We start from the raw sequence: 223 nt of genomic DNA on the forward strand, positions 1-223 counted from the left end.
ACAAAAGGCATTACCATGAGCATGTCCCGCAAAGGGACGCCCGCTGATAATGCCTCCATCGAATCGTTTCATTCCTCGCTAAAGTCTGAAACGTTCTATCTTAACAGCATTGATCGAACTACGACTGCCATCGTAGAACGCACTGTCATAGAATACATTCATTATTATAACAATATTCGTATTCAAACCAAACTAAACAACCAATCACCGATAAACTATCGGC

1 protein-coding gene is annotated in these 223 nt (G+C 41.3%); it reads left to right on the plus strand.

The features are described from left to right. Window positions 1-223: IS3 family transposase (locus tag G9F50_RS20405; protein ID WP_165406626.1), on the plus strand; the 223-nt coding region annotated here is incomplete at both ends.

The sequence above is a fragment of the Bacillus sp. EKM206B genome (assembly GCF_011066015.1).
GTDB classification, from domain to species: Bacteria; Bacillota; Bacilli; order Bacillales; family Bacillaceae; genus Bacillus; species Bacillus velezensis.